The 23,499-nt window shown below is 52.8% G+C and carries 21 protein-coding genes and 1 tRNA gene; 7 read left to right on the top strand and 15 right to left on the bottom strand.

Annotated features, from left to right (window positions below; translation table 11 throughout):
• Window positions 1-57 precede the first annotated feature (57 nt).
• The 6 genes from ACJJIP_RS21565 to ACJJIP_RS21590 all read right to left on the bottom strand — a co-directional run bounded on the left by ACJJIP_RS21565 (window position 58) and on the right by ACJJIP_RS21590 (window position 9,646).
• Window positions 58-483 (bottom strand): acyl-CoA thioesterase, encoded by a 426-nt coding sequence (locus ACJJIP_RS21565; RefSeq protein ID WP_444945957.1) that lies wholly within the window; start codon window positions 481-483, stop codon window positions 58-60.
• A 584-nt stretch (window positions 484-1,067) separates the two neighbouring features.
• Complete coding sequence (locus ACJJIP_RS21570; RefSeq protein ID WP_444945958.1) at window positions 1,068-4,232, bottom strand: type I restriction endonuclease subunit R; 3,165 nt, start codon at window positions 4,230-4,232, stop codon at window positions 1,068-1,070.
• Window positions 4,229-5,524 (bottom strand): FRG domain-containing protein, encoded by a 1,296-nt coding sequence (locus tag ACJJIP_RS21575; RefSeq protein ID WP_444945959.1) that lies wholly within the window; start codon window positions 5,522-5,524, stop codon window positions 4,229-4,231. The genes ACJJIP_RS21570 and ACJJIP_RS21575 overlap by 4 nt, the downstream gene beginning before the upstream one ends.
• An 8-nt stretch (window positions 5,525-5,532) precedes the next feature.
• Complete coding sequence (locus ACJJIP_RS21580; RefSeq protein ID WP_444945960.1) at window positions 5,533-6,960, bottom strand: restriction endonuclease subunit S; 1,428 nt, start codon at window positions 6,958-6,960, stop codon at window positions 5,533-5,535.
• The gene (locus tag ACJJIP_RS21585) at window positions 6,953-8,644 is read right to left on the bottom strand and encodes a class I SAM-dependent DNA methyltransferase (protein ID WP_444945961.1); all 1,692 of its coding nucleotides are present in this window, start codon (window positions 8,642-8,644) and stop codon (window positions 6,953-6,955) included. The genes ACJJIP_RS21580 and ACJJIP_RS21585 overlap by 8 nt, the downstream gene beginning before the upstream one ends.
• Window positions 8,645-8,731: 87 nt before the next feature.
• Complete coding sequence (locus tag ACJJIP_RS21590; protein WP_444945962.1) at window positions 8,732-9,646, bottom strand: restriction endonuclease; 915 nt, start codon at window positions 9,644-9,646, stop codon at window positions 8,732-8,734.
• A gap of 958 nt (window positions 9,647-10,604) precedes the next feature.
• Between ACJJIP_RS21590 and ACJJIP_RS21595 the strand changes: the two genes are divergently transcribed.
• Genes ACJJIP_RS21595 through ACJJIP_RS21605 form a run of 3 tightly spaced genes read left to right on the top strand, consistent with a single transcriptional unit; the run spans window position 10,605 to window position 11,468 of the window.
• Window positions 10,605-11,150 (top strand): hypothetical protein, encoded by a 546-nt coding sequence (locus ACJJIP_RS21595; protein ID WP_444945963.1) that lies wholly within the window; start codon window positions 10,605-10,607, stop codon window positions 11,148-11,150.
• On the top strand, window positions 11,147-11,335 hold the full coding sequence (locus ACJJIP_RS21600; protein WP_252083780.1) for a hypothetical protein: 189 nt from the start codon (window positions 11,147-11,149) through the stop codon (window positions 11,333-11,335). The genes ACJJIP_RS21595 and ACJJIP_RS21600 overlap by 4 nt, the downstream gene beginning before the upstream one ends.
• Window positions 11,322-11,468 carry a hypothetical protein gene (locus ACJJIP_RS21605; RefSeq protein ID WP_444945964.1) on the top strand — a complete coding sequence of 49 codons (147 nt, stop codon included), beginning with the start codon at window positions 11,322-11,324 and terminating at the stop codon, window positions 11,466-11,468. Before ACJJIP_RS21600 ends, ACJJIP_RS21605 begins: the two co-directional genes overlap by 14 nt.
• Before the next feature lie 152 nt (window positions 11,469-11,620).
• Here ACJJIP_RS21605 and ACJJIP_RS21610 read toward each other — a convergent pair.
• From ACJJIP_RS21610 to ACJJIP_RS21645, 8 genes are all read right to left on the bottom strand, one after another.
• A tRNA-Phe gene (locus tag ACJJIP_RS21610) sits at window positions 11,621-11,696 on the bottom strand.
• A gap of 126 nt (window positions 11,697-11,822) precedes the next feature.
• The gene (locus ACJJIP_RS21615) at window positions 11,823-12,098 is read right to left on the bottom strand and encodes an oxidative damage protection protein (RefSeq protein ID WP_444945965.1); all 276 of its coding nucleotides are present in this window, start codon (window positions 12,096-12,098) and stop codon (window positions 11,823-11,825) included.
• 15 nt (window positions 12,099-12,113) lie between these two features.
• Window positions 12,114-13,199, bottom strand: coding sequence for an A/G-specific adenine glycosylase (gene mutY / locus ACJJIP_RS21620; protein ID WP_444945966.1), 1,086 nt, complete (start codon window positions 13,197-13,199; stop codon window positions 12,114-12,116).
• A 76-nt stretch (window positions 13,200-13,275) separates the two neighbouring features.
• On the bottom strand, window positions 13,276-13,428 hold the full coding sequence (locus tag ACJJIP_RS21625) for a hypothetical protein (protein ID WP_353375913.1): 153 nt from the start codon (window positions 13,426-13,428) through the stop codon (window positions 13,276-13,278).
• A 73-nt stretch (window positions 13,429-13,501) separates the two neighbouring features.
• Window positions 13,502-14,029: a hypothetical protein gene (locus ACJJIP_RS21630; RefSeq protein ID WP_444945967.1), complete on the bottom strand. Its 528-nt coding sequence runs from the start codon at window positions 14,027-14,029 to the stop codon at window positions 13,502-13,504.
• Between the two features lie 241 nt (window positions 14,030-14,270).
• Window positions 14,271-16,421, bottom strand: a complete 2,151-nt coding sequence (locus tag ACJJIP_RS21635; RefSeq protein ID WP_444945968.1) for an AsmA family protein — start codon at window positions 16,419-16,421, stop codon at window positions 14,271-14,273.
• A 174-nt stretch (window positions 16,422-16,595) separates the two neighbouring features.
• Entirely contained in the window at window positions 16,596-18,749 is a 2,154-nt protein-coding gene (locus ACJJIP_RS21640; RefSeq protein ID WP_444945969.1) for a TonB-dependent receptor, read from the bottom strand.
• 64 nt (window positions 18,750-18,813) lie between these two features.
• Window positions 18,814-19,104: a hypothetical protein gene (locus tag ACJJIP_RS21645; RefSeq protein WP_211214936.1), complete on the bottom strand. Its 291-nt coding sequence runs from the start codon at window positions 19,102-19,104 to the stop codon at window positions 18,814-18,816.
• A gap of 125 nt (window positions 19,105-19,229) precedes the next feature.
• On the opposite strand from ACJJIP_RS21645, the gene hisB reads away from it, so the two are divergent.
• The 4 genes from hisB to hisF are packed head-to-tail and all read left to right on the top strand — an operon-like array spanning window position 19,230 to window position 22,012.
• A complete protein-coding gene (hisB, locus tag ACJJIP_RS21650) occupies window positions 19,230-19,817 on the top strand; it encodes an imidazoleglycerol-phosphate dehydratase HisB (protein ID WP_444945970.1) in 588 nt (195 codons plus the stop codon).
• Window positions 19,817-20,467 carry an imidazole glycerol phosphate synthase subunit HisH gene (gene hisH / locus ACJJIP_RS21655; RefSeq protein WP_020414070.1) on the top strand — a complete coding sequence of 217 codons (651 nt, stop codon included), beginning with the start codon at window positions 19,817-19,819 and terminating at the stop codon, window positions 20,465-20,467. The genes hisB and hisH overlap by 1 nt, the downstream gene beginning before the upstream one ends.
• 52 nt (window positions 20,468-20,519) lie before the next feature.
• A complete protein-coding gene (hisA, locus tag ACJJIP_RS21660) occupies window positions 20,520-21,251 on the top strand; it encodes a 1-(5-phosphoribosyl)-5-[(5-phosphoribosylamino)methylideneamino]imidazole-4-carboxamide isomerase (protein ID WP_444945971.1) in 732 nt (243 codons plus the stop codon).
• Window positions 21,251-22,012: an imidazole glycerol phosphate synthase subunit HisF gene (gene hisF, locus ACJJIP_RS21665; protein ID WP_020414072.1), complete on the top strand. Its 762-nt coding sequence runs from the start codon at window positions 21,251-21,253 to the stop codon at window positions 22,010-22,012. Before hisA ends, hisF begins: the two co-directional genes overlap by 1 nt.
• An 80-nt stretch (window positions 22,013-22,092) precedes the next feature.
• Here hisF and ACJJIP_RS21670 read toward each other — a convergent pair whose 3' ends face one another.
• A complete protein-coding gene (locus ACJJIP_RS21670; RefSeq protein WP_020414073.1) occupies window positions 22,093-23,451 on the bottom strand; it encodes a S41 family peptidase in 1,359 nt (452 codons plus the stop codon).
• Between the last annotated feature and the right edge of the window lie 48 nt (window positions 23,452-23,499).

Genomic DNA, 23,499 nt, shown 5'->3' on the forward strand with positions numbered 1-23,499 from the left:
TTTTTACAAAATATCTGAGAAGGCAATAAGAGCCCTCGCCGATGAGGGCTTTCTATCTTAATTATTTGGAAGCAGTGCTCGAATATCATCCGGCACGGGAATCGATTTTCCGGTTCTGTGGTCCACCCAGACGATTTTAGCTTCACCTGTGGTGTAAAGGTTGTCGGTATTATCTGCTTCTCTAATTTCGTAGTAGCTATTGAAGCTGCTGCGCCCGGGAGTGCCGCCATACATACTAACAGTAATGTTGGCTGGAAATACCAGCGGTAAATGGAAATTGGCCGAAGCATTGAGTAGTACCGGGCCATCCCCTTGGTTACTGCTTACCGCGCCGGAGCGTTTAATAGCCGCTAACCAGCTGCAGCGGCACTGCTCAAAGTAGGTGAAGTAGGTGGCGTTGTTGATATGTCCTAAGGCGTCCATATCACCCCAGCGTACAGCTAAGGTTTCCTGATATAGAAGGTTGCGGGGGGCTTCACTCATTGTTATTACACTTAAATCAAAACAGTAAAGCTGTGAATTGTAATGGGCTGTTGGGGCTGTGAGTAGGTTTATATTTTAAATTCTAAAGTGAGTGAATGGCTGCAAGAAAACGTCAATATTGCCTTTAGTTTTCTTATTTATTAACAGGAATTTAATTGGAGCTTATTTTGTGAGTTGCCAGGCAGCTCTGGATTTAATTTACCTAAAATAGGTTGCTAACTTGATATGAGTTAGGATTATCGTTACCCCTACGTTGTGGGGGTTGATTAGTAAAAGGAATCAGCAATAAATAGCTGGCATCAAATTGTTAATTAATATTTATCATAATTACGGCAAGGGCGAGCTCCTCGGCTCCCGTGAAGGAATTACTCAATAGGTTTTTCCTATCGGAATAGGACACTTGCACAGTCTTTCCCCGCTACCTGCCCAATTTCTCGCCCAGAGTTGCATAGCTTTCGGGGCATGTTCTGCTGAATGCAGGTAGCAAGGTAAGGTGGTGAACGAGCTTATTCCGTTCTGCCACCCTGCATTTCAACCGCGCCTTGGTTGTGACCGCTCTGTAAGCCAGAGGCTTCCTATAGCACCTAAGCACTCCAGCTATGACTCAATGTCTCCGCCTGCTGCAAGCACAGCTGCACTGCCTCATCCGCCCCATCCGGTGGGTATTTCCATTTGCGCAGTGCGCGGCGCACCAGGTTGCGCAGTTTGGCGCGCACGCTATCGCGCACCTGCCAGTCCACGGTGGTGGATTTGCGCAGCTGCTGGGTAACGTATTTGGCCAGTTCGCGCAGATTGTTATCCCCCAGCTCTTTTACCGCCGACTGGTTTTGGATCAAAGCGCGGTAGAAGGCGATTTCGTCGGTATTCAGGCCGGAGTCTTCCGCCATCTGCGCATCTTCCGCCATGTCCTTGGCCATCTGGATCAGCTCTTCGATAACCTGGGCGGTTTCGATGGCGCGATTGTGGTAGTTGCGCAGGGCTTCCATAATGCGGTCGGAGTATTTTTTCTCCGACACCACATCGGTTTTCATGCGCGCTTTTACTTCGTCGCGCAGTAGCCGTTCGAGCAGCTCAACCGCTAGGTTTTTTTCCTTAAGATTGGCGACGTCTTCCATAAACTCAGGGGACAGCAAGCCGATATTCGGCCGGTCCAGACCCACCATGCTGAAGATATCATCCACACCGTCGGCGACGATGGCATTGTCGATAATCTGCTTGAGCGCGGAGTTCTTTTCCTCATCGGTGCGGCGCTTGTCGATGGTGGTGAACTTGGTGATGGCGTTTTTCACCGCACCCCAGAAGGCGATCTCTTTCTTGTAGGGCGCGGCGTCCTCCAGGGTGCTGCACAGGGTGTAGGCCTTGCTGAGCGCGGCCATCACATCGAGAAAGCGCCGTTTGCCATCCAGTTCGCCGCTGCCGGGGTTTTTCAGGCTGAGAATATGGTTCATGGCGCCTGGCAACAGTTGCAGGGCCTGGGTCTCATACTGGCTGTAATCAAAGCCGTGCATCATATCGTGCAGTACGCCGAGCTTTTCCAGCAGAATGGCGTAGGCTTCATTGGCGTCGTGGGTGGGCTTGCCCTTACCGTTAGCGCCGGTATAGGTCTTGAGTGCCTGCTTCAGCTCGTTGGCAATGCCGATGTAGTCCACCACCAAGCCGCCGGGCTTGTCTTTAAACACCCGGTTAACCCGCGCAATGGCCTGCATCAGGTTGTGGCCCTTCATGGGTTTGTCGATATACATGGTGTGGCAAATGGGGGCATCGAAGCCGGTCAGCCACATATCCCGCACAATCACCAGCTGTAATGGATCGTTCACATCCTTAAAGCGCTTTTCAAATGCTTTCTTGGTTTCCTTGTTGTAGATATGCGGCTGCAACTTGGCTTTGTCCGACGCCGAACCGGTCATCACAATTTTGATCGCGCCTTTGTCGGTGTCTAGGTGGTGCCACTCCGGCTTGATAGCGACTATGGCATCGTAGAGGTCGACACAGATCTCGCGGCTCATCGCCACGATCATGGCCTTGCCGGGCATGGAGGCGCTGCGGCTGTCGAAATGCTGGATTAGGTCTTTGGCCACCTGCTCCACCCGGGGCTGGCTGCCGACGAGTTTTTCCAGCGTGGCCCAGTGGGATTTGGTTTTCTCCCGCTCGGCCACATCTTCTTCGTCCTCAATAACCTCCTCGACATTCTCATTCAGCGCCTCGATATCGGCCGCGTGGATATCCAGTTTGGCCAGGCGCGATTCATAATAGATGGGCACCGTGGCGCCATCGTCTACCGCATCCTGAATATCGTAGATGGAGACATACTCACCAAATACCGCGCGGGTATCTTTATCGGCCGAGTCGACCGGGGTACCGGTAAAGCCGATAAACGAGGCCGCCGGCAGGGCATCGCGCATATGCTTGGAATAGCCGAAGGTGTAAGTGCCCTTTTTGGCGTTGAACTTGGCCTTGTCGCCATACTGGCTGCGGTGGGCCTCGTCGCTGACCACGACGATATTGTGGCGGCGGCTCAATACCGGGTGGCTGGTTTCCTCGCCGAGTAGGGCAAATTTTTGCACCGTGGTAAACACGATACCGCCGGATTGGCGCGCGGCGAGTATCTGGCGCAGCTCGTCTCTGTCGCCGGCCTGTACCGGGGTCTGCTTGAGGGCATCGGCGGCCATACAGAAGGTGTTGTACAGCTGGCCATCCAGATCGTTGCGGTCGGTGACAACTACGATAGTGGGATTATTCATGGCGGGCTGTGCCAGCAACTTGCCGGCGTAACACACCATGGAGATGGACTTGCCGGAGCCCTGGGTGTGCCAAACCACCCCGGCCTTGCCGGAACCGGGTATTACTTTATTGGCATAGTTCGCTCGTGGCTCGGTCACCGCGCTGGAGCGCTCGGCGGCAATCACGGTCGCTTTCACCGCTTGGCGCACCGCGTGGAACTGGTGATAGCCGGCGATCTTTTTAACGATTTGATCGCCGTCTTGCTCAAACAGGACAAAGTGGCGGATATAGTCCAACAACAGTTCAGGCTTAAAGAAGCCTTTTACCAGGGTTTCTAAGAAATACTCAAAGTGCGGTTTGTCGTGCTCGTTATTGACCACCCGCCAGGGCAAAAACCGCTCTTTGCTGGCGGTGAGGGAGCCGACGCGGGCATTGAGGCCATCGCTGATGACCAGCGCCTGGTTAAAAATAAACAGGTCGGGGATTTCTTCTTTGTAAGTTTGCAGCTGCTGGTAGGCGGACCAGATATCGGCGCTGTTGTCGGCGGGATTTTTTAACTCAATCACTGCCAGCGGCAAGCCATTGATAAATACGATTAGGTCCGGGCGGCGACTTCCCTTGGTACCCATAATGGTGTACTGGTTCACCACCAGAAATTCGTTGCGCTCGGTGTTTGCGAAGTCCACCAGCTTTACATAGTCGGTTACTACTTCGCCGTTGTTATCCTTAAACTCGACCTTGACCCCTTCCTGCAACCACTGGTGAAACTGTTTGTTGTTTTTGATCAGGATGGGCGTTTCTGGTGTGACGATCTGCTGGGTGACTCGCTCAAGGGTGGATAGCGGTACCTGGGGATTGATAACTTCCAACTGGCTCAGCAGGCGTTCGTGCAGGATAATCTGACGGTAGTCGCTGCGCTCCGGTGTATCGCCGTCGGGGGCGATATCGTAGCCGCGGGTATAGTTGTAGCCTAGGGCGTTAAACCATTCTAAGCAGAGTTGTTCTAGTTGGTCTTCTGATATATTCATTCCGCTGCTTCCTTGCTAGCCTCCGCAATTTCAGTCTCAGCAATATTCTCTTCTGTCATTAAGCTCTCAATAAGCTCGTTAAGCGCCGAATCGCGACTATCTGCTGGATACCCATACTTCCTTAAATTAATTCGAATGGCAGACCGGATCTTGGCAATGGCCGGATCGCGTTGTTTCCAGTCGATAACCAGTAGTGGTTTCAATTCTTTAGATAGGTGCTCAGCAATGAACTGTATTCTTCCAGGCTCAACTTGTGTGTTTGCATACTTAGAGAGTGCGCGAGCAAATTTTAGGACTTCGCTATTATTAGTTTCATACTGAATGGGTGCTTGAGCGGGCTCACTTTCTACTTGGCTGGTTTTCTCTACAACTCTTTTCGCGGATAATTCAAATTCATATTCTCTGCGCTCTTCAGCAACTAATAAATTGCAATATTCTGACGCACCTATCAAATCAGGAAATAAACTCGCATGGTGTACGTTCATACGCCGGAGGTAGCGCATACATCCTTCACGATCTTCATTTTTTATATAGATTTTGCAGATATATTTCGCCAATATCCCGGCTTGTTGCTCTTCTTGTACTTCTCCGGCGGTGTCTACGCTCAAAGTTGCATTTCTTAACTCATCGTCAGGGAAGTTTTCGTCAGCTAGCGTGTCAATAAGCTTGTTTTCAATTGTCGAGTCGTACGGCGAAAAGGTGAACAAGCCTGCCTGGTTAACTAAGCGCCCATGATCATCTTTACGAGGTTCAAACATCCTTACATCAGGACAAAGATCATCATCAGCTACAAAAGTCTTATTTAATACATAAATCGCTCGATAGGGGTTTTCTTTCTCTTCCTCTGAGTCTTCTTTAGAGAAGGCGAAGAACAGTGCCACGTAGGGTGAATATGTCCAATCCAATAGTGGCGTCATTAGGCCATGGTGCTGCCCAACTGACCATAACTCATCTTCTTCACCCTCTGATACCAAGGCATTATCGGCAAGTCTTCCCCTAACTGCGCGTTTGAAGTAGTCCAGCTGGCTATCAGCTAGTTTTCGATCGATCACTCCTGATTCAGGAACTCTGGCCAGTGTTGGCATTAGCCCCCAATCGTAGCGGCGATGACCTCTAAAAATAAGTTGAGTCTTAGGGCGATTAAAGAAACTTGTTTCCAATAGCTCCGCAAAGTTTTTCCAGCTTTCAAGCCGAGTTACAGGAATGCGGCCATTAACTTCATCTGAAAGAATATCAAAATCGCTTTGCTCACCATTCCATAGGGGTATTCTTTCAAAATCGTAGTTATCCATATTTTACTTTACGCGATCTCGTCAATTTCAATCAGCCCTGAGAGCAACCTCGGCAATAGGGCATCACGAACCTGCTCCAGTTCTTTATTTTCTCTAACGGATTGTTCTTTTTTCTTATATAAGGTCGTAACAGTATCAGAAAATACTTTTGCCAGAGATTTTTCCGGGCAAACTACATTCTTGATAACGAATTCTGACCAATGCCTGCGATATTCTTGGAAATTTTGCTTTCCCTGAATGGCGTAGTAAACCCAAATGGTCGGATATTCGAAACCAGAAAGAGGTATTACGTTTTGAGATATATCAAAATTCTCACAAGATAAATGAATTACACATGTGTGGTCACCGAAAATAAACAAGGGTTCTTCTGTTGTTGCACGAAAGCCTGGTTCATCATTGTGATAGCCCAAGAGTATACTTGTGCCTTGCTCATAAACAGGTATCAAACCGAATGGTTTAACTTGCTTTTTTGTATAACGCTTAGAGGGTTTTAATCTTTCTACCACATCCCCTACTTGTTTAATTTGCCATCCGTTTGGAACTGCACCTAACTCAGAGTCCACCAGCGTATCCGCAAACAAAGCAGCGGTAGATTTAAGTTTGGCTTGTTGAGCTTCGCTTAGGGTATCGAAGGCTTGGCCTCCGTTAAGGGCGGCGATGGCGGCTTGCTCGGGGTTGCCTTGGGCGATGATGGCGACCTGGGCGCTGCTCCAGCGTGGGTCTTGCTGGATTTTGCTTAAAATTTCGCTGTCGCTTTGGCCTTGCTGGCGCAGCTGGGCGGCCTGGTTCGCGGCAATTTTGGCGCGGGTGGGTTCGAAGTTGACAAACCAGCTTTTAAAAAGGGCCTGGGCGATCTGTTCCAAAGTTTGGTTGGTTTGGCGGTTGAGGCTGATTTTTCTATCAAAAGAATTAAGTAGTGCTGAAATTTTTTTCTGTAATTCAACCGGAGGTAGCCTGACAATATGTGATTTCAGTTGCCCCAAGTTAAATCCAGGAACCGCAGCACCAATACCATTATTAAGTATTTCTGCCTGTTTTAATGGGCTCGAAAATAGATAGTAAAGATATAACGGATCAGCTTTTTTTGGATCTACAGTAAGCTTCATCTGTTTATTAGAGATAATATACTCAGGGTATTTCAGGTCTTCGGTAATAAGGCCAACCTGATTTATAGTTCCCCAGCAAGTAAAAATTAGATCGCCTTTTCTGACAAGTGAGCGCTTAAACTCACGAGCCTTTTCCCTACTTACAAAAACTAGACCTTCGTCTGACATCCGCTCTGTCACGTTGGTGCTCAAATTGCCTCCACGTATGACGGGAACCCCTTCATCCTGGAAGAATTTTGAACTGATCGCAGACCCAAAAGGGCCGGTTGCCATTGCATGAGGAGAATTAAAGGCTATATCTTCAATTCGATATTCTTTCCAATCAGACATCGAAACCTAACCCCGCCAAGTTCTTTTTAATCTCCGCTTCTAGACGATCCGATTCTGCAAACTGCGTTGTCAGCTGGCCAGTTAAACGCGCCATCTTCTCGGCAAAGGGCTCACCGTCATCTTCCTCCGCAGCGGCGCCCACATAGCGGCCTGGAGTCAGCACAAAATCGTGTTTTTGTAGTTCTTCCAACTTGGCAGCTTTAACAAAGCCCGGTACATCTTCGTAGTTTTCGCCGGTCTGCCAGTTGTGGTAGGTCTCGGTAACCTGGTTTAAATCTTCCTGGGCGAAATCCCGCAGTACCCGATCTTTCATATAACCCAGGTTGCGGGCGTCGATAAACAGTACTTCGCCTTGGCGATCGCGCAGCTTTCGGCCGGCAGCGGAGGCGCGCGCCCCTTTGTTTTTGCTCAGGAACCAGATACAGGCGGGGATCTGGGTATTGGTAAACAGCTGGCCGGGCAGGGCCACCATACACTCCACCAGGTCGGCCTCAATCAGGCGCTTGCGGATTTCCCCTTCGTTATTGGTGTTGGAACTCATGGAGCCGTTGGCCAACAGCAGGCCCATACTGCCGTTGGGGGCCAGGTGGAACAGCATATGTTGCAGCCAGGCGAAGTTGGCGTTGCCCGATGGCGGCCTGCCGTATTGCCAGCGTTTGTCATCCTCGGCGACGCCGGTATCCCACTCCTTCATATTGAACGGCGGGTTGGCCATAACGAAGTCGGCGCGCAGGTCCGGGTGCTGGTCGTTGGTGTAGGTGTTGGCCGGCTCTTTACCAAAGTTAAAGTCGATACCGCGAATGGCCATATTCATCGCGGCCAACTGCCAGGTGGTGTGGTTGTATTCCTGGCCGTAGATAGAGACTTCGCCAATCTTGCCCTGATGCTCGGTAATAAAGTGCTCGGACTGTACAAAGAAGCCGCCGGAACCCATGGCCGGGTCGTATACGCGGCCTTTGAAGGGTTCGAGCATTTGCACAATCAGGCTGACGATAGACTTGGGCGTATAAAACTGGCCACCCTTCTTGCCTTCGGCCAGGGCAAACTGGCCGAGCATATATTCGTATACATGGCCGAGAATATCTTTGCTGTTGAGGCTCGCGTGGTTGAACGGCACCGTGGCGATCAGGTCGATCAGCTCGCCCAGTTTGGACTGGTCGATTTGCAGCTGGGTGTAGCGTTTGTTGAGCACCCCTTTAAGCTTGGGGTTGTCGGCTTCGATGGCCTCCAGGGCGTTATCGATCAGGTGGCCGACGGAGCTGATTTTGAGGGTTTTGTCCTCGCCGCGCTCGTCCTGGAAGCTGAGTTCGGCACCGCCGATCACGGCCTTGTTGTTGTCTTGCAGAAACTGCCAGCGGGCCTGCTGCGGCACCCAGAAGGTATTGGTTTCCAGGTAGTAGTCGCGCACTTCCAGTTCGATATCGATTTCTGCTGCGTAGTCTTCACTGTCGGCACCGCCAAAGTCGTCTGGGTCGAGGAAGTAGTCATGGTCGGCGTCGGTGAGCTGCTGCTTGAGTTCATCGCGGCGGATATCGAAGGCATCGGAGACATATTTGAGGAAGATCAGGCCCAGTACGGTGTGTTTGTATTGGGCGGCATCCAGGGTGGAGCGCAGCTTGTCGGCGGCATTCCAGAGCTTTTTCTCGAGGTCGTTGAGAAACTGTTGTTCTTCGCTGTTGGTCATGGAGTTACGGCTATTGGTTAAATCTTGTGGTTGTTCGGTGTGTTCGCCAGTACTTGCATCGATTGTTGGGGCTTGCTTGAGCCCGTATTAATCGTCTTCACTAAAGTAATCGGAGTCTATGGCTTGTAGGGTCAGGGTTTCTTTGACGCTGGTGCCTAGTCCATAGGTGATCATTAGGTCGGCGAGTTTGTCACCGTCGATCAGGATAATTTTCTTTTCAATCATGCCCACAAAGGCTTGGGCTTCCTGGCTAAAGCGGCTGGTGGTTATAAATACCCCTTTCTTTGCGCGGCACATATCCAGGGCGCCGCAGAATTTTTGTATCTCTGGGCGGCCAATGGTGTTTTCGGTGTAGCGCTTGGCTTGCAGGTAGATACTGTCTAGCCCCAGCGGATCTTGCTTAATAATGCCATCAATACCGCCATCGGCGCTGTATTGGGTGGCAAGGCCCGCGTCTTCGGCGGTACCGCCGTAGCCCATAGCGAGCATCAGGTCGACGACTAAACGCTCAAAGAACTGCGGGCTGCACTGCTTGATATGGGTAAGCAACTGGTCTGCCAGGGTGTCTTTGAGCTCGGCGTGGGCGCTGCGTAGCCGTTCTTCTGGGGTTAGGTCGTTGTCGGTGGTGGTTGCCTGGGATCTATCAGCGGTTTCACGGGAGCCGCGGGTGAATTCTAGAAACTCCGGGTATTGGCGCAGGTAGGCATTGCTAATGGCATTGGGGCAGTCGAGCAATGCTTGCCGGCCACGGTCGGTAATTTTGTAGCTACCGCGTGCGGGGATTTCGATAAGTCCTGCTTTGCCCAGATAAGTGCGGGCCCAGCCGAGGCGGTTGCGGAAATAGGTTTGTCGGCCGCTGGGGACGCGTTGTTGGATTTCCTCTGCGGTTAACCCAATTGCGTTAGCTATCCGGTCGTGAAGGTCGGACACGCTGTGTACCTGGCCATCTTCGATTGCGGCTAACAAGGGGCGGAATATTTGCTGGTAGGTTGGGATTGGCATTTTGGTTTAGTGACGCCGTTTTTAGCAATAGAAAATACCATAAATTTTTGGGGAAGGCTGGGGTATTTGGAGATGTGGATTACTGCATGCTGCGGCAGTGGCTTGTTGCTCCTGAGCGACGGGTTAGGGTGGAGCCATTACAGCAAAGCCCACTTAGCTAGAGTGAGAGCCTGCGTAAGCTTTACGTTGCTGGTGGAGCCCGCTTGATGAATGAGAGTGCAAACGGCTTTCAAGTTACGGCGCCTACAGAGTAAGAAATAATGGTGCTTGCAGAATAAATTGCCAGGTCTAAATGGCAGTATTTTTCTCGTAGTCAAATATTTTGGATGTTTGAGTGGAGAAAATTGAGCGCTATTCAATATAGTGGGGTGGAGTATTGAAGGAACGGTATTGTCTCCTCATATTAGCAAAGACATCAGTTTATGCTGTTATTTTTGCACTGTGCTAAATAGCCCAAGATTTTCATTTTTCTTCATATTTTTAAATCTTCTTTAGATGGTGTGAGTGCTTCAGGGGCTGTTTTGGTGACCCTCCCTATCCATTTTCAATAATTTTTTCAGGCACTTATAATCAGTTAAGTCTTTAAATTTTTCTGGAATGTATTTTTAAATACCCATAAATAAACCTATTAACCACGTATTGAATTATAAATTGTACGTTTTTTTCCATTTGCCTTCCGTGTGGGGGTGAGTCCATAGCTTTCCCTGATTGCGGAGCATTGTATTCTTGTACTGAAAGTAAAAGTGATAAACACACTTAGGTGGTACGTACGTTGCGCATGAGTAATTAGCCTATTAATTATTGTATGTATACTTGGGTGAGACCTGGTTCTCAAGGTGGTCATAAAACTATTTTTTAAATTTCTTTATGGTTCTAGCTCCTCATACTCCTGGATAAACTTGTAAGTCTTATCCCTGCAAGAAGCACCATGGGTTAATTAGATAAAAGGAGAGTATGCGTGTATCCACGTCGCCATGATCACAATATAAAGGAGCAGAAATATAATGCTATCCGGGAAATTGTATTTGAAGAAATTCGAAATGATTTTGGTGTTAATGCTAAAGGAGTGACATTGCGAGATTGCCAGCTTGCAAATAACTGGGAGAACCTTCAAGGCAAAGGATATAGAAGAGATAGGGGTGGTTGGGATTGGGTTGAGCTATTTAAATCTTATCAGAATAAGCCAAATCGGTTCGAAATTGCTCTTACTTCAGCTGGGACATTGGGTGCGCTGGCATATGGCCAAACTTCTAGAGCCGGCTCAAAAGTACGCTTGGATTTTATTGAATCAACACCGGTAAGGCCTAGTCCTTTGGGGATGAGATCTCTTCCGGTAATCTCCGCTGCCGCGACCCTGTTCGCTGATATTGTCGGTGCAGATGAAATATGGGTAATTGAGCCTTTTGTCCATTTAGAAGAGACTTATAAGTCAGTAGGTTTTGGTCCTCGCACCTACTACCATCAAAAGGTGCCCGGACAGATGAAAAAGAGAAGGTTGTTATGAAGCATGATCCAACAACAAAAGAAGGGCGAGAAGAGATAAAAAGATCTCTTAAAAAACTACGTCCAGAGATAGAAGAGCTGAAAGAGCTTGCAAAAAAAGATGTCGATAATGAGCCGAGAGGCAAGCTTACAAACCCTAGTGAGATACATGTAAAAAGGATTTTAAAGCGAAATGAAGATAGATGAGATTAGAGATATTCAGTCACAGTTAAAAAGTAGAAAATCCGTGCTGAAGGATAAAGCTAAGAAGGTGGAGCTTGGATTGAAGTTGATGAAAGATCAAAATCGCTTTGCTAGTGACAGCCGAAAGAAAAAATAGGCAGTAGCTGCTATTTGATGCCTCTTTGACAAACCCTCTAGTTGATGGGGCGGGGGGCTTGGTGGAATTGAACCAGGCGCTGCCGGGAACTTTAGTGCTTTGATCAAGCATTAAAAAACCCGCGAAAGCGAGTGCTTGCGCGGGTTTGAATATGGTGCCCGGAGGCGGAATCGAACCACCGACACGGGGATTTTCAATCCCCTGCTCTACCGACTGAGCTATCCGGGCTTTGCGATCTTGCTGGGCTTCCCCGGCGTCGCGAGGCGCGTATTAAAGCCGTTCCTTATGCTGGAGTCAACCCCTTGATTGTAAAAAGTTTTTTTTGCTTTCGCGGGGGTTGAAAACAGGGCTCCGCTACTGCTGTTCCGGGGGAACGTAGCCTTCCGCTGCGTCGTATTCTTCACCGCTTAGGAACTTCATCATCTGCTCGCTCAGGTAGGCGCGGCTGGAGGGTTCCATCATGTTGAGGTGTTTTTCGTTGATCAGCATGGTCTGGTGAGACATCCACTCTTGCCAGGCCTTCTTGGAAACATGCTCAAAGATGTCCATGCCCTTAGGGCCGGGGAAGGGCGGTGCGTCCAGGCCTTCCAATTCCTCTTGGTACTTGCGGCAGAATACGGTTCTAGACATGGACTCCTCCTGGTTTTAGTCGGCCGTCGTTGGGGCGAGCAGGGGAGCCTGCAGCGCCAGTAATTGTTTTGCCAGCTTTACGATCGGGGCGGGTAGCCCCAGTTCCTGGGCCGCGCGGGCGCGGTTTAGACGCCGCAGTTTATACCAGCCAGCGCCGTTCTCCGCTACCTGTGTGGTGACTTTGTCGAGCTGTACCCATACAGGGGAAATATCCAGATGAAAGTGGGTAAAGGTATGGCGCAGTACCGGCAGCGCTTGTATTTCACTGGCGCGCCAGCGCTGTTGCCTGAGCCAGGCCTTGGCATCTTCCGCCTGGGGAGGGCACCATAGGCCGCCCCAGATTCCAGTAGCGGGGCGCTGCTCCAGATAAATCTCACCTTCGTACTCCAGCAGTAGCATTGTGGCGCTACGCACCGGTTTTTCTTTGCGCGGCTTTTTGCCGGGGTAATCTTGAGGATTGCCCTGGGCGTGGGCCACGCAGGATTTTTTTAGTGGGCAGTCGCTACAGCTGGGCTTGGAACGGGTGCACAGGGTAGCACCCAGGTCCATCATGACCTGGGTGTAGTCGTTGACGCGCTTGTCTGGGGTATAAATCTCGGCCAGTTCCCACAGCTTGTTGGCTACCGCAGTCTGTCCCGGCCAGCCTGCCACGGCGTGAAAGCGGGCCAGTACCCGTTTTACGTTGCCATCCAGGATCGGTGCCCTGAGCCCCATGCTGATACTGGCGATAGCGCCGGCAGTGGAGCGGCCGATACCGCTCAGCTCGATGAGTGCTTCTACATCCTGTGGAAATTCCCCGTCGTACTCTTGCAAAACTGTCTGCGCACATTTGTGCAAGTTGCGCGCGCGGGCGTAGTAACCGAGGCCGCTCCAGTGGGCCAGTACCTTATCCAGCGGCGCAACGGCGAGACTTTCCAGGGTGGGGAAGCTCCGCATAAAGCGCTCGAAATAGGGGACTACAGCGCTTACCTGGGTTTGTTGCAGCATGATCTCGGAAACCCATACGCGGTAGGGGTTGATATCCTGCTGCCAGGGCAGGTCCTTGCGTCCATGTTTATCGAACCACTTGAGAACGGCATTTTGGAACTGCTTTGGAGTCATGAAGGTACTGCGAGGTTGCTGGCGTGGGATATTGGGGCCGGAGTTGCGCACCGGGCGGGGCCCGGTGCGGCTATGATCAACGGCCGAAGAGATTTTTCAATTTTTCTTTCAGTTCGTCGACCTTTTCTTCCATCTTATTGCCATATTTTTTCCTGGCTCTGTATTTCAGCTCCTCGCGTATCAGGTTGTCCAGGTGGCGGATGTCGAGTATGCATGAGCCTGGGATCACACTATCGAAGTCGCCCTTGCAGCGGAGGGGCAGTGGGCGGTTGCCTCGGCACTAGTTCTTCACGATGCAGTCATCAGACCTGAATGCCCTCTTCCACCACATAGAAATAGGCCACAAAACGATAATTGGTGGCAGCCAGGCCGTAGTTATGGTTTGCCGTTTCCAGCTGCTCGGGCAGAACCACAAAATTGGGGCCGTAGTTTCTCACCCCATGAGGACCTGGTTTGTGAGTCCAGGTACCGGTTTTCGGGTCCCGCCGGTACCAGTGGTGATCGGTTGCGGACTTATACAGGGCAACGCAGTAGCAACCCTCTGAAAAAGGCGGTGGCTTGTTTGCTGGGGCATTGGCCACATAGGCCATACCATCGCGCTTGGCTCCCTCAATCAGGCTGGCATCTTCCAAAGTTGCGACATAGCCGGCGTTGGAGCCGGGATTGGGCTTGCCCGAGTTTGGGGTCTCGCAGTTCGCAGCCCAGGCGTAGCAGTTAACGCGGTCATTACCCCACTCTACCTCATCAGGCTTGTGGTGCTTGGTAGCAGTGGCCAGCCTCGCGATTACCTGCTTGGAGTTATTGTCTTTCTCTCGGACCATTATTGGCATTTTGTTATTCCCTTTATCTGACCAATTGATTTCGTTGAGATCGGGCTGATATTGGGAAAAGAATGTGTAAACAGTAGGGAAGTTGAGGTGTGGTAGGAAAAAAAATCTAAGCAGCCTGCAACAATGCTGCCCCCTGAGCGGAATCTTGAAACTAATTTGGAGTTGGAGGTAGTGAGAGCTTGAGTGGAGTGGGATAGTAGGACCGGAGTTGCGCACCGGGCGAGGCCCGGTGCGGCTCTGATCAACGACCGAAGAGATTTTTCAATTTTTCTTTCAGCTCATCGACTTTTTCTTCTACCTTATCGCCATATTTTTTCTTGGCTTTGTATTTCAGTTCCTCACGTACCAGGTCGTCGAGGCGGCGGCTGTCGGGTTTACAAGTGCCTGGGCCTACATCATCGAAGTCGCCCTTGCAGCGTAAAGGCAACGGGCGGTTCCGCCAGCGCTTGTTCCTCACTGTACAGCCGTCGGCGGAGGTGCTCTCGCCGACCAGGGCGAGGCCGAGAGCGAAGTCGAAGTCCTGTTTTTGTAAATCTATCTCGCCATCACCTGTCATGGCGATATTCTCGATTCCTGCAAGGATTTCGGTCACCTTCACTTCATCGCCTTTCACGGCAATAGTAGCGCGCACATCCTGCAGGCCAGTCTGTGCTGGCCAGTCTCTGTCTGGCAGAGGCGTGTTTTCCGCATAACTAAATAGCTGGCACATACTCTTTTCAAGGTTGAATGGGGCTATGGAGAGCTCCTTGCTGGAAATATTAACGGCTGCGACCAGGTTTTTTTGCAGATCTTCGGAGGTTTTTCCTTTAGTGCGACCATCCCAATTGACACTGGCTTCACCGGCTACCTGCACTTTCTCACTGGGGAACAGCGCTTTCTGTACCTTGCCGATATCCACATTGCTGAGGCCGCCACGTACCTGGCCTTCAGCCGTTTGGGCACGGGCGTTGAACTGCCCATTGCTATTGAGCTGTCCACCATAGATGTCTGCGCTGAGTTTTTGCAGTTGGTAGAGGCCGTTATCCACGGTGAGTTGTATTTCCGGACTGTCCAGTTGCAGGTCCGCTGCCAGTAGCTGGTCCAGGGTCACATTGATATTGGCATTAAAGCCGCGCAGTGCACTGAGAGGCAGAGGCTCTGCAGGTACCGGCTGGGCTGATAACTGTTGTTCATTAGTTGTGGGCTTCTCCGCCTGCAGCGGTTTTGCTGTTTCAGGTGCGGTTTGAGTGTGTGTAGTCTGTTCGTCTTGAGCCGTTACTTCGGAGGAGGGGGCGGTTTCCCCCTGCTTTTCTTCCTTTTCTTTGGAAGGAGGCAGGTAGCTATCCAAATTGAAAGCGCCGCCGCGCAGGCTCAGATCCAGCCCAGGCATCTCCGCGTTGCGCAGCTGGGCATTGCCGCTGAAGGTCGTGTTGTCGAGCTGCAGTTGCAGTGGGGTCAGATCGAGTTTCTGCTCAGTGCCTTCGAGGCTGGCTTCAATATTCAACTTCTGTAATACAGCGCTATCGCGAGTAATCACTTCGGTGCCGGTCAGCTCAAGCCAGGGGCGCAGGGGGTCGGCACTGGCATTTAGATTCATCTGTATGCGCCAGGGCTGGTTGTTGTTGTCACGACGTACGTAACCGCGCAAGTGAATCGTGGCTTTGGCACTGTTATCGGCAGTAAAGGTCAGCTGCAGGGGTTGTAGGCGCAGGCCGTTGAGGCCTTCATCCAGGGCCAGGGTGCTGTCTAATGTCAGATTGAGGGGGTGGCGCAGGTCACTGCCGCTTATGCTGGCATCGGCACGCAGTTGCCCAGGTTCGCCGCCTGGCACCAGGTTGTCGGCTATCACGCGCAGGTCTTCGACCTTGTAGGCTTTTCCGGTGCGGGCGTCACTGTAAGATACCAGGCCATTTTCAATACGCAGCTTGTCCAGGCTAAGCTGCACTTGTTGCTCGGCGGGCTCTTCTGTCTCCCTGGGGATTTCCAGTTTGGGAGGTTGCTTGCTCTGAGCCTCCAGGGCTTCACTGATCAGCTCCCAGTTACCGCGCCCTTCCTTGTCAACGCTGAGTTCAATCTGTGGCGCCAGCAGTACGATCTCCTGAGCCTGCACGCGGCGCTGTAGCAGTGGCCTGAGGGCGACACCTATGGCGATTTTATCGGCGCGCACCAGGGTTTCTTTGGGCAGCTGTAGCGGTGCCAGTGCTACATCGCGCAGCTGCAGGCCAACCTGTGGCCATAACTGCCAGCCGATATCACCTTCCAATTGCAGGGAGATCCCCTGCTTGGCGGCGAGCTTTTCCAGCTGTGGTTTGTACTGGTTTACGTCGAGGCCGGCCAGCAGCCAGGCGACAGCACCGGCGAGCAGCAGGAAAACGACCAATAGAGCGATAAAAGTGCGCTTGATCCAGGCCATGGAGTGGATTGTCCCTGTTTATTCCGTAGAAGATTTGTCGTGCAGATACACATCAGACGCCGCGGTGCGACTAGATGTTCCCGCACACTTCTATAAAGAGGTTATGCGGGAAGTGTAGGAGATGCAGCCCCGTGGAGCTGGGCGCGCCGCGGGGCTCATTGAAGCAGTTGTGCCTTAGAAAATAAACCGTACGCCCGCTTCGATGCTGCGGCCGGGTGCCGGGGCATAGTCGCGTAGCAGTGAGGTGGAGTTGCGGATTTCCTTGTCCAGCAGGTTGCGTGCACTGGCAAAGAGCACCGCATTGCTGCCGCCGATATTGAGGTTGTACTCGGCGCTCAGGTCCATGCGGGTATAGCCGTCGGTTTCCTCTTCGTAGGCGCCGGCGCGATCCTGGTCCGCAGCTTCGACTGTGCGCCACTCCCAACCCCACTGGTCGTAATCGGCACCCAGGGCCACGCCCATCCGAAGCGGTGGCATACGCGGTACATCGGAGCTTTCACCGATGATCGCATCATCGAAGCTAGCGCGCACCATGTCGCCAAACAGCGTTATATAGTGGCCGCCCTGCAAGGGAAAGGTCACTGAGGCCTCGGCTCCATAGAAAGTCGCATCACGGTTGGCATAGGCATAGACCGGCAACTCCTCTTCCTCGCCGCCGGTGTTCTGCGCGTAGATGTAGTCACTGATCTGGTTGTAGAAAACGCTGGCCTCAATGCGCGCAGCGTGCCAGCCGCTAGCCGCTTCGTTATGGTGGTGATAACCCAACTCCAAGTTGACGCCGCTCTCTTTGTCCAGCTCGCTGTTGCCTAATAGATAGCGGGATTCCGCCAGGTGCGCGCCATCGGCAAACAGTTCCTCGGCCACGGGTGCACGTTCGGAGTGGGTGGCGCCGAAGCTGAGATGCTGGTGCTCGGCGAGGAAATACTGCAGCGTGGCGCTGGCGCCGATCAGATTGTAATCGCGGTCGTTGCCAATTTCTGGGTCTATATCCACTCTCTCCAACCGGGCGCCCAGATCTAAGTGCCAGCTACTCCATTGGCGCTCCTTCATAGTAAAGAAGCCGGCACTGCGGGTATGTGAGGGCTGGATAAAGGAGTGACTGCCAATTGTGGAAAAGTCTTTTGCGGCAAAGTCTTTGTCGGTCAATTGCAGTCCGTAGGCACCGCGCCAGCCGTTGCCGGCATCGTGGGTTATTTCAACACGGCTCTCCCAGGCCTCGTTGGTGAAGCGGGTGCTCGGATTGCCGGCATCCAGCTCCACATGCTCGTAATCGTTGTAGCCGATACGCAGGCTCAGTTTGTCCCAGTAATCGCCGTCGAAGCGGTGCTCGCCTTTCAGGTCATAGCGGGTTTGTACCAGGTCGATACGTACCGCATCGACCTCACCGGCCTCGGCGTGCTCCTCGTGGTCGTCGTGGTCTTCACCCGCGTGGTCCTCATCTTCGTGGTGGTGCTCATGAGTGCCCAAGGGGATGCCGTAATTGTTTTCCAGCCGGTTTACGGAGAAGCCAATAAAGCCGCTGTCGGTGATCCAGGAAACCCCTCCGCTATAGCTGTGGGCGCGGGCATTGGTATTGCCCACGAAGCCATCGGTGTTGAACTCGTCCTCGTGCTCGCCTTCTTCGCCGGCGTGCTCTTCATGTTCGTCGTGTTCTTCATGCTCATCGTGCTCAACGATGGCCAGGCCCGGGATTTCGGTATTGTCGTTTTCCCGATAAACCCCGTCTACATACCACGCCAGCTGCCCAGCACCACCGGTGAAACGAAATACTGAGGCGTCCTGGCCGTCGGCGGTGTTGTGGCGCAGCTCAACTGCGCCCTCCACTTTCTCTGGCACGGCAGTGGGGATACGTCCGTCGATGATGTTCACCACCCCTCCCACGGCACCGCTGCCGTAGCGCAGGGCGGCGGGACCGCGCAGTATTTCGATGCGTTCCGCAAGCAGTGGCTCGATACTGGCGGCGTGATCGGCGCTGGTGTTGGAAGCGTCGGATACATCCAGGTTATCGCTCAAGATCTTTACACGGTTGGCACTCTGGCCGCGGATAACCGGCAGCCCCACGCCACTGCCGAAGGAGGCATTGGCTACACCGGGTTGGTCTTGCAAAGTTTGGCCCAGGGTTGCCGCGGCGGATTTGCGCAATGCGTCCCCGGAGAGAATAGAAACCGGAGCTGCCACTGCGTCGGCGGGCTTATCCAGCGGCGAGACAGTGACATTGACCTCTTCCAGGGTCGAGTTGTTTTCAGCGGCGTAAATAGCGGGCGCGGCCAGGCTGGCAATGGCCAGGGCCAGAGTATTGAACTTAATCATTGGTTTTTTTCCTGTCACAGGCGGACAATGCCATACGCGCTCCAGCGTGGGCATTCACTAAAAAATTATCGGTTCTTGGGTATTAACTGAGTGACAGGGGGAAGGGAGGGGCGCGCGCACTCTGGCGCTCTGGCTGGCAATTGTGGGCTGTTGGCGCAGAGGGCCGTTCGTAGTGACTTTGGGGCTCAGCCTGTACGAGCAATGGCTCGCTGCCGAGTGCTGCAGGTGAATGCATACAGCACAGGTCACACATCTCCACCTGGGTGTTGCCCAGGTGGAAGTGCTCCGCCCACAGCGGCTGAGCTGCTACTACGGCGAGTAACAGAAACAGGCTGGCCCAGTAATGGGATTTTCGGCGCTTTAGAGTAACCATACCGCGCATGATATGTAGTTGTGATTATGAATCAAGTTTCATCTGACACTAGCGGACCACAGGGGGTGTCATTCATCCTATAATTTGCGCCCTCTGTCTTATCGTGCAAATAAGGATCGCTTTCGATGCGTACAGCTAGCGTCACTCGTGACACCTTGGAAACCAAGATTCAAGTCAGCGTTAATCTGGATGGCCAGGGCCATGGCCAGTTCGCGACTGGGGTTCCCTTCCTTGAGCATATGCTTGATCAAATTGCCCGCCACGGCATGATCGACATGGACATTAGCTGCGACGGCGATATTCATATTGACGACCACCATACGGTGGAAGATATCGGCATTACCCTCGGCAAGGCCATTACCCAAGCATTGGGAGGCAAGAAGGGCATGACCCGGTATGGCCATAGCTATGTGCCTTTGGATGAGGCCCTCTCCAGGGTGGTGATTGATTTCTCAGGGCGCCCAGGCCTGGTGATGGAAGTGCCTTTTACTCAAAAGCGTATCGGCAATTTCGATACCGAACTGTTTTTTGAATTCTTCCAGGGCTTCGTCAATCATGCCCTGGTGACGGTGCATATCGATTGCCTGCGCGGCCATAACGCCCACCACCAGGTAGAGACGGTATTCAAAGCCTTCGGCCGCGCCCTGCGTATGGCACTAACCCCGGACCCGCGTATGGCCGGCACCATGCCCTCCACCAAAGGAGTCTTGTGATGGGTAAGGTCGCAGTACTCGATTACGGTATGGGCAACCTGCACTCGGTTGCCAGCGCTTTGAATAAAGTGGCTCCGGAGGTCGAGGTTGTGTTGGCGCAAACTCCTCAGCAGGCTGAGGGCGCAGAACGCATATTAGTCCCTGGAGTCGGCGCCATTCGCGATTGCATGGCAGGGTTTGTTGAAGCGGGCTTTGCTCCGCTACTCAAAGATGCTATCGCCGCCGATATCCCGATACTGGGAATCTGCGTGGGTATGCAAATTATGATGCGCTACAGCGAGGAGAATAACGGTGTCGACTGTCTGGGTATCTTCCCACAGCCAGTGAAATTTTTTGGCAGTGACCTGCCGGTGGTACAGGATGGCGAGCGACTGAAAGTGCCGCATATGGGCTGGAACACCGTGCAACAGACACGCAAACACCCCCTGTGGGCAGGCATAGCTGATGGCAGCCGCTTTTATTTCGTGCACAGCTACTATGTGCCGGCTGGGGATAATACTGTACTCGCCGGGCACACTGAGTATGGCGTACCTCTGGCGGCTGCAGTAGCACAAGAGAATATCTTTGCTACCCAGTTCCACCCGGAAAAGAGTGCCGATACTGGCCTGCAACTACTAAAGAATTTTGTCAGCTGGAATGGCCGGGCCTGAGGCTTGCCATATTTTCCTGACTCCAATAACTACTGCCGACGAAAGACAGAGCATGATTGTAATTCCCGCTATCGACCTCAAGGACGGCCAATGCGTGCGCCTGCGCCAGGGTGAAATGGACGACGCCACCGTATTTTCCGATGATCCCCTAGCCACTGCCCAGCATTGGGTAAACGAGGGAGCCAGGCGCCTGCACTTGGTGGACCTGAACGGAGCCTTTGCCGGCAACCCTGTAAATGGTGAGGCCGTTACTGCCATCGCCAGACAGTTTCCCGATCTGCCGGTACAGATCGGCGGTGGTATCCGGGATTTACATACTATCGAACGCTACCTGGATGCCGGTGTTACCTGGGCCATTATTGGCACTGCTGCGGTGAAAGATCCCAAGTTGGTAGAGGAAGCCTGTCGTGAGTTCGAAGGACATATTATTGTCGGGCTCGATGCCAAAGATGGGCTGGTAGCTACCGAGGGCTGGGCTGAGGTATCTGAGCTGAAAGCTACAGAACTGGCCAAGCGTTTCGCTGATTGTGGCGTCAGCTCGATCGTGTACACAGATATTGCCCGCGACGGCATGATGCAGGGCGTCAATATCGAGGCCACTCTGGAAATGGCGCGCGCGGTACAGGTGCCGATTATCGCTTCCGGTGGTGTCAGCAGTATTGAGGATATTGAACAATTGTTGGATACCGGCGAGATATATGGTGCGATTACCGGCCGGGCAATTTACGAAGACAAGTTGAATCTGCGCGCTGCGCAGCAGCTTTGCGATCAACGGAAGAAATAATGGCTCTGGCGAAACGTATTATCCCATGTCTAGATGTCGATGCCGGCCGCGTAGTGAAAGGCGTGAACTTCGTCGATATCCGCGATGCCGGTGATCCGGTGGAAATTGCCCGCCGCTATAACGAGGCGGGTGCCGATGAGGTGACTTTCCTAGATATCACGGCTACCCATGAGCAGCGAGATACCATCCTGCATATAGTGGAAAAAATGGCCCATGAGGTTTTTATTCCACTTACCGTCGGTGGTGGCGTTCGCACCTTGCAGGATATCCGCAATCTGCTCAACGCTGGTGCGGACAAGACGGCGATTAACTCTGCTGCGGTGAAGAACCCTGAGTTTGTGCGCGAGGCGGCAGAACGCTTTGGCAGTCAGTGCATCGTAGTGGCTATTGATGCCAAGCAGGTGGGGGAAAACCGCTGGGAAATCTTTACCCACGGTGGGCGTCAGCCGACCGGCATTGATGCAGTGGCCTGGGCGCGGCAGATGGCGGAGTATGGTGCTGGAGAAATACTGCTCACCAGTATGGATCGTGATGGAACCAAGAATGGCTTTGACCTGGCTCTGACTCGTGCCGTGACTGAGGCAGTGCCGGTTCCAGTGATTGCTTCGGGGGGGGTCGGCAACCTTCAGCATTTGGCGGAAGGCGTATTGCAGGGTGGTGCCGATGCGGTGTTGGCTGCCAGTATCTTCCATTTTGGTGAGTACAGCATCGCCGAGGCCAAGGCGTATATGCAGGAAGCTGGGATAGAGATGCGCCTGTAGCCAGGTATATCGCGGGAAAATTCAGAGTTTAAATCGGGGCTATGCGCTGGCGGCGGGCCGGGAGGCCCGCCGCGCGCCAGTTACAGCTTTTCGTCTGTGCGGGCGAAGCGTTCGCGCAGACCCCTGTCCCTGTGAGCGTAGAGATTCAGCCCTTTGAGCACATTGAGTGCTTCGAAGATCTGGTTGTCACGATCCAGCCAGTTATCCCGCTCTTCCTGCTCCCGCGCGCGATCCTCAGAGGTGCGATCGGCACCGCCGTTGCCGTTATTCAGGTGTCCGGCAAGGTCGGCTTCTGTGGGGCGCTTGGAATTTTCCAGGCGGGTGATCTTTACCCTTTCCACCACAATATCCGGAGTGATGCCCTGGGCCTGGATCGAACGTCCATTGGGGGTGTAATAAAGTGCAGTGGTGAGTTTGATTGCGCGCTCGTTAGTGATGGGAATCACTGTTTGCACTGAGCCTTTGCCAAAGCTATCAGTCCCCATTACTACGGCGCGGCGGTGGTCCTGCAGAGCTCCGGCGACAATTTCCGCTGCCGAGGCAGAGCCGGCATTGATCAGCACTACTAGTGGAGCACCTTCTGTCAGGTCTCCGGGTTCGGCAGAGTAGCTCAGATTGGAGGATTCATTACGGCCCTCGGTATAGACGACCAGCCCTTCTTCCAGGAAAGCATCCACTACTTCAACCGAAGATTGCAGGACACCACCTGGATTGTTGCGCAGATCGATAATCAGGCCTTTGAGAGGGCCCTTTTTCTGCAGCTTGATTAACTCTTTCGCCACATCGGTGCCGGTATCCAGCTGGAACTGACTGATACGTAAATAGCCGTAGCCTTCATCGAGTACTTTACTGCGCACACTGCGCACACGCACGGTGTCGCGTTTGAGGGTGACATCGAAAGGTTCTTTGTGGCCTTTGCGGGCGATAGTCAGGGTGACACTGCTGCCTTTGGGGCCACGCATCCATTCCACCGCCTCATCCAGGCTGACACCCTTCATGGATTTACCCGCAAGGCGCAATATGACATCCCCGGCCTTTAAGCCCGCGCGCGAGGCAGGAGTATCGTCCATCGGTGTCACCACGGTAATGTGGTCATCCGCAATACCAACCTCGATACCCAGGCCGGCAAATTCGCCGGTGGTATTGGCTTGCAGGTCATCGAAGGAGCGGCGGTCGAGGTAGGAAGAATGAGGGTCGAGGCCCTGCAGCATACCTTTGATGGCATATTCAAGCAGGGTACGATCGTCTACTTCCTCGACATATCCCTGGCGGATTTGCTCGAATACTTTGGCAAAGCTGCGTAAGTCTTCTAGAGGTAGGCGCCCGGCGGCCTCGGCGATGACATCGGGTTGCTTGCCTCCTTCGCTAAGACCCATCAAAGGCAGGGTTGCGAGGGTGGCCGCGCCGAGAAAGGTGGTCAGCGCCTTGGGTATGAACATGTTGTTGTGACCTCTGCCTTATTTCTTCGCTGCTTTGCGAAAGTGTAG

It is taken from the genome of Microbulbifer variabilis, from assembly GCF_052467165.1.